Annotated in this window: 5 protein-coding genes; 4 read left to right on the top strand and 1 reads right to left on the bottom strand. The window is 33.7% G+C overall.

Annotated features, from left to right (window positions below; genetic code table 11):
• On the bottom strand, positions 1–221 hold a 221-nt coding region (locus BT156_RS06640), incomplete at its 3' end, for an ISAon1 family transposase N-terminal region protein (protein WP_449384798.1).
• Between the two features lie 121 nt (positions 222–342).
• Here BT156_RS06640 and BT156_RS06635 point away from each other — a divergent pair.
• The 4 genes from BT156_RS06635 (at position 343) to BT156_RS06620 (ending at position 6,448) form a co-directional block, all read left to right on the top strand.
• Entirely contained in the window at positions 343–1,980 is a 1,638-nt protein-coding gene (locus BT156_RS06635) for a tetratricopeptide repeat protein (RefSeq protein ID WP_072408381.1), read from the top strand.
• 110 nt (positions 1,981–2,090) lie between these two features.
• The gene (locus BT156_RS06630) at positions 2,091–4,406 is read left to right on the top strand and encodes a T9SS type A sorting domain-containing protein (RefSeq protein ID WP_072408379.1); all 2,316 of its coding nucleotides are present in this window, start codon (positions 2,091–2,093) and stop codon (positions 4,404–4,406) included.
• A gap of 272 nt (positions 4,407–4,678) precedes the next feature.
• Positions 4,679–5,854 (top strand): thioredoxin fold domain-containing protein, encoded by a 1,176-nt coding sequence (locus BT156_RS06625; protein ID WP_072408377.1) that lies wholly within the window; start codon positions 4,679–4,681, stop codon positions 5,852–5,854.
• Between the two features lie 3 nt (positions 5,855–5,857).
• Positions 5,858–6,448: a DUF3575 domain-containing protein gene (locus BT156_RS06620; RefSeq protein WP_072408375.1), complete on the top strand. Its 591-nt coding sequence runs from the start codon at positions 5,858–5,860 to the stop codon at positions 6,446–6,448.
• Position 6,449 lies beyond the last annotated feature (1 nt).

Here is a 6,449-nt window from a genome sequence, read left to right as displayed (position 1 = left end):
AGTTTTACTGTTTTTCCACGAAGAGGAAAATCGTCAACGCTAATTTCCGGAACAAAACCTTTTGACTGCAATAACAGAGACGAAAACTCTTTCGGAGCTGTATTTTTCTCGTCAAAATAGATGTGGAGGATTTTATTTTCTTCCTCAAATTTTACAATCTCAAAATGCTCAATCAAGAGTTCAGGTAAAAATAATTTGAGGAGTTCGGCATCGTTTAACATTCCACAAAATTAGCAATATTTTTTTCCTCCCCAACTTTTGAGATTGATCCGTTTTTGCGTAATTTTAATTGCAAATTGGGATTTATACATTAATTAAATTACTTTTAGGTACACATTTACGATGAAGCATCTTATTTTGTTATTCTTGTTTATTTTATCATCAGGTCATATTCTTGCCAAAAAAAATGACTCTGCAGAACATTGCGATGCTTTAATAAAACAAGGAATTGATGCTCTATATAAAAAAGATCATTCTACCTCTTTAGAAATTTTTGCCGAAGCCCAAAAAATTGCCGAACAAAATAGTTTGTACCAACAGCAATTCATCACTACAAACTGTATTGGACTTAATTATTATCAAATGTCCGACTACAGTACAGCTTTAGATTCTTATTTAGAAGCCTACTCCATTGCTGTAAAATATTTGAAGAGCGACCGTGAAATGACCGTTTTAAACAACATCGCCCTCGTTTACCTACAACAGGGAAAATATAAAGAATCTGAAAAACATCAGAAAAGAGCCTACGACTTAGCTACATTGAATAAGGATTATATTGGGATTGCTATATATGCCGCCAACTTAGCAGATCTTTACAATATCACCCATCAACTAGACCGCGCTTTAGAATATGTGAAAATTGCCAGGGCTGCTTTGACTAAAAAAAACAACACAAGGTTTAATACAGATCTGGATATCGTGGAAGCCAAAAATTTTCTGGAAAGAAAAGAGTATGATAACGTTTTTATTATTCTTAAACCTTTATTAAATAAACTAAAAGATAAAGAATCCATAGATCACAGAATTTCAGCTTTGTTGATCCTTTCTAAAGCTCATCAAGGTAAGAAACAAAACGATAAAGCTCTTTATTATGTAGAAAAATCCCAGGAAGAGAATCTAAATTACAGTAATGAAAAAGATATTTATAATCAGTTTTCGAGCCTTTATTTCAGTATGGGGGATTATAACAAAGCTCTACAATATAAAGACTCAATAATTACCGTAAAAGATTCACTAAGTGCTACCAAGAATCAGGCGATGTACCAAAACAGTGAAATCAAAATAAAACTTCAGGACTCTCAAAAGGAACTTAAAAGCGAAAAAAGGTTAAAATTTTACATTGCAGCATTTTGTATTTCGCTTTTGGCTCTATTAAGCTGGCTGTTCAGAACACTTTATTTAAAAAACCAACAAAAAAGAACCATTGCCGAGCGAAACCAACAAATCATCACATTAGAATTAAAAAATAAAGAAAACGATAACCTTTTACTCGAACAACAGATCAAAGAAAAGGAAACCGAAGCTCTTCTGGAAAAAGAAAAACTCAAAAACGAACTGGAAAGCAGAAACCGGAAATTAGCTGTAAATGCTATCCATATTGCTCAAAGAAATGATAAAATTGAGGAATATATTCTTAAACTGAAAAAGAATCCTGAGATCATTAAAAATGATCAGCTTTCTCAACAATTGGATCAGTTAAAATTAATTCTTACCAAAGAAGATAGTAATGACGATGATTTTTTAATCCACTTCGAAAAGATCAACAGCAAGTTTATCGACAACTTAAAAGAGAAACACCCCAATCTTACTTTGAATGATATCCGATATATCAGTTACATTTATATGAATCTATCAACCAAAGAAATTTCTTCCATCTTCAATATCACCATTGAAGCCTGCCGAAAAAGAAAAGAAAGAGTTTCTAAGAAATTAAACCTCATCAACTCAAACGACCTATATAGCTATTTATCAAATATTTAAATAAAGGAGTCACATTTTTTCTAGTTCCCGTCTTACTATTTCCCTCGGGATTTAGCTTATTTTTTTTTTCAAACAATAGATTTGTGTCTATTAATCAATAGACAGTTATTATGAAGAAAAAAGCATTTATCCTATTTTTTATTCTGATTCTGCAATTTACCTATGCGCAGGTAAGCTTTGCAGGAAATCCGGAATATGGACAGTTACGAAATTTTGTTTACGACAAAACTGTTCCCAACAAAATTTACGCAACGACTTATATTGATAAGCACATTATGGTCTCCAACGACAGTGGAACAAGCTGGAATGTCTTATACACTCTCCCCTATCCGCAATCTGTGCCAAATATTTCGCAAATGAGACTTACGAATAATGGTACAGCACTAAGTTTTATCCAATATTTTGGTCTCGGGAGCTCACTTAACAAGGTGATCCTATTAGATCTACAATCTTTAAGTGTTTTAAAAGAATACAATATACCTCCCAACGAAACTATTGGAAGCATTAGCAATTATTCTATTCTTGATAACGGTAACATGGACACCGCGACTATGTTCACAAAAGGAGACAATGATAAGTTTTTCAAAACTACCAACGGCGGAACTACCTGGACGAAGGTTTTTGATGCTGCAAATTATGAAAACGTTTTTTTAAACGACGCTATCATGGATCCTACAGACCCTCAAAAACTTTATATTGTTCGTAACGGAGGTCCCGGAAATGTAGATGGAGGTTTACTAAAATCAACAGATGCAGGGGCAACTTGGACAGAAAAACTTAACGGACTTATTCTACAGTCAATCGCCATCAATCCTGTTAATCCGGATATTATGTACGTAGGGAGTGGTATTACTTGGGGGTTTCCAGCCCAGCATGAGGCGGTTTACAAATCGACAGATGCAGGAAATACGTGGACAGAACAAACAGGTATTATATGGTCTACCAGTAATTTTGGCGCAAAAAATGTTCCGAAAATTGAAATAAATCCTTACAAACCGGGTCACGTAGTTGTTTTAGCTGACGACAGAGTTGTAGTAACAACAGATGACGGAATCACCTGGACAACCACTCCGCATGCAGGTTCAACAGACGGAAGTTCTTATTTTTATGGAATTGATGCTTCATTTGATCCTAATAACTTAAATAATGTTATTATTTCTAACAACCTTTTTCCAAAATTCTCTTCAGACGGAGGGGTAACGCTTACTTCCATTGCAAATCCTTTTTTTAATGGAATGGGAAAAATAAATATAATTAATGACAACGGTACTGATAAGTTAATGTACGGAGTACAATATGGCTATACCGTGAAAAACCTTACCAACAATCAGGAAACGCCAATCAACGTAATGCCTCTTAACCAAACCCCGCTGGGCGGAAAAATTGGCTTAATGTTCATCGACAAAAAGCATGCAGGAAGAGTCTACACCTATAAATCAAATAACATCAATGTAAGTGATGATTATGGAGCTACAGTAACTCCTTTTTACAACACTCTTGACTTAGGTTTTACTGCTGCGGAAACAGATCCGTCCAATAAAAATATTGCCTGGATCGCAACTTTCAATGGTGTCAATGCAACTTTGATAAAATCTGACCTTACAAATATAGGAAATCCGGTAAATAACATCATCACTTTACCTTACAACGAAGATTATATTTATGGAATTAAAGTAAATCAAAACAACTCCAATGAAGTATTGGTAACTGTTGGTAACAGATTGTTTAAAACAACAAACAGCGGAACCTCATGGACGGAAATTACGGCAGGCTTACAAGGCTTAATACTTCCGAATATTGCTTTAAGTTTAGTTCAGAATCCATTAAATGCAAGTCAGTACACAATGGCCGCTTCAAATGGCATCTACACTTCAATTGATGCAGGAAATACATGGTCTAAGATCCACGACGGAATGGTAAATAAAGTTGAACACTCAACAAAACAAAACGGACAGATCATAGGAATTACCAACACGTATTTATCGACTCCTCCAAAGGTAATTTATACCAACAATGGAGGAACAAGCTGGCAGGAAAAAACGGCTTCAAACTATTTCAGCACAGTGGTTATAGACGGTACAGCCCGTTTTGTAGACGCTACAACTGTTGAGATATATTTAACGACTTATTCTTTAGGAATTTTAAAAGATGTTATTTCTTTCACAAACTTAGGAACTTCAAATCCGGGTATTATAAAAGATGATATCAGTATTTATCCGAATCCGGCTCAGGACGTGATCAATATTAAATCAGGTAAAAATTATACGAAGTTTAAAGTAACGATCTACAGCGCAGCAGGACAGTTGGTTTTAACTTCAGAAAACAAATCAAGTATAGATATTTCCGGTTTAACGAAAGGAGTTTATCTTCTGAAAATTGATCAGCCAAATACACCAACAATAATTAAAAAAGTTATCAAAAAATAGCTTCTTTAACATTTTTTCACAATCCTTAAGCCGCCTCTCCCAAAGGCGGTTTTTTAATTATGCCTGAATTTTAATCAATAAAGAATAAAAAATCAATCATTGTAAATAAAAGAAAAATAACCGTTCATTTCTTATATTTTCATTAAAATCTTATAACATTTTATACCTCAGTTATTATTTTAATATATAAAAACAAATCATACTTTCAATATTATTCATCTTCCATTTACATTGAAAATAAGTATATTCGCTTTTTTAATTTTAAATCAAACATGAAGAAGATCATCTCTGGATTATTTATATTCTCTACCATCATAATATTTGCTCAGGAAGCAATACAGTTTCAGGAGTTACCGTTTAAAGATCTTATTGCCAAGGCAAAAAAAGAAAACAAGATTGTTTTTATTGACGCTTACGCTTCTTGGTGTGGCCCGTGTAAAATGATGGAGAAAAATATATTTACTCAAAAGTCTGTCGGAGATTATTTCAACTCCAGTTTTGTGAATGCAAGATTTGATATGGAGAAAGGTGAGGGAAGAGAGATCGCTGCAAAATACGGAGTCCGTTCTTACCCGACTTATCTGTTCTTAAACGGTGACGGAGAATTGGTTTCTCAAAATCTCGGTTATATGGAAGAAAGTCTTTTCTTGTCTATGGCCAAAGAAGTTAACTCTCCAAATAACAAGAAAGGTTCTCTAAAAGAACGTTTTGCACAAGGGGAAAAAGATCCTGAATTTTTAATCAATATCATGAAATTAAATTCAACAACCGATTTTGATTTCGCCAAAAAAGCCTCTGAAAGATATTTTGAAAATAAAAAGAAAACCGACGAACTTTCAAAAGACGATATCGGATTTTTATTCTTCTTTTTAAAGTCTACCGAAGATTTAAATTATAAAATTTTCAGTTCGAAAAAAGCAGAAATCATTAAATTTTTACCCGAGGAAACTTACAAAGAATTTGATAATCAGTTAAAACTGGCAAAAGTTGTTGAGCAATCTATTGATGATAAAAATAAAAAGATCAACGACGAGTATTTCATGAAAATAGCAGAGCCTTTGATAGGAAAAATTGATGCTCAGACTAAGCTTAATCAAACAAAATTAAGTTATTACGAACAAAACGCGAATTTTCCTGAATACGAAAAAACAGCGCTAGAATATTATAAAAATTCTGATTCTTTTGAACCAAACGAACTACTAAAAACAGCATGGATTTTTTCTGAACATGTGAAAACTCCATCATCATTAAAGAAAGCTCTTGAATGGGCAGAAAAATCTGTAATGAGAGGTGAAACATCAGAAAATACTTATATTTTGGCAAGACTTTATTTCTTGACGGGAAATAATGAAATGGCAAAAACCTATGCTGAAATGGCAAAAAATATAGCATCTCAGTCTCAAAAAGATTCTACTCTGGCAGAAGGGTTATTAAAACAAATAAAATAACAAATGTTGAAAATTAAATTTCTTACAGGATTCCTAACCTTATTTTTATTAGGAGCTCTAAGCGCTCAGGAGCAGGAAAGCGAAAAAAGCTTATACATAAAAGGAAATGCCCTATTTCTTCCTGTTGGAATGCTGAATGTAGGCTTAGAATATCAGTTAAGCCATAAATATACCTTACAAGGTGATGTTTTTGTTTCTCCGTGGAAATCTTTTGCAGGAAGACACGCTCAGGTTTATATGGGGCATCTTGAAGGAAGATATTATTTTCAGGAAGCTTTTAAACATTGGTATTTAGGAGTGAATGCAGGGTTAGGAGTATTTGATCTTACTAAGTGGAATTACAGCGGATCAGAAAAATTTCAACGTGGATTTAATATAATGCTAGGCGCCACAGTTGGCTATCAATTTCAATGGAAGGAAAGATGGAATATTGATATTTTTGCAGGAGGAGGAACTTCTCAAGGCTTCTATCACGGATACGAAAATATTCCGCCTGATGGTTTTGTAAGATATGAAGGAGCAGAAGGATGGAACAAAAGCGGTGAAATCATCCCGTACAGAGGGGGAATCATGATCTCTTATAAATTAAAATAAT

It is taken from the genome of Chryseobacterium limigenitum, assembly GCF_900114875.1.
Lineage (GTDB): Bacteria > Bacteroidota > Bacteroidia > Flavobacteriales > Weeksellaceae > Chryseobacterium > Chryseobacterium limigenitum.
The sequence above is the reverse complement of the archived record's forward strand: the minus strand, read 5'-3'. Positions and strand labels throughout refer to the sequence as shown.

Bases quoted from the DNA above. Each gene is read 5' to 3' on its own strand.
- BT156_RS06635 (WP_072408381.1), top strand. From the start codon at position 343: ATGAAGCATCTTATTTTGTTATTCTTGTTTATTTTATCATCAGGTCAT.
- BT156_RS06630 (WP_072408379.1), top strand. From the start codon at position 2,091: ATGAAGAAAAAAGCATTTATCCTATTTTTTATTCTGATTCTGCAATTT.
- BT156_RS06625 (WP_072408377.1), top strand. From the start codon at position 4,679: ATGAAGAAGATCATCTCTGGATTATTTATATTCTCTACCATCATAATA.
- BT156_RS06620 (WP_072408375.1), top strand. From the start codon at position 5,858: ATGTTGAAAATTAAATTTCTTACAGGATTCCTAACCTTATTTTTATTA.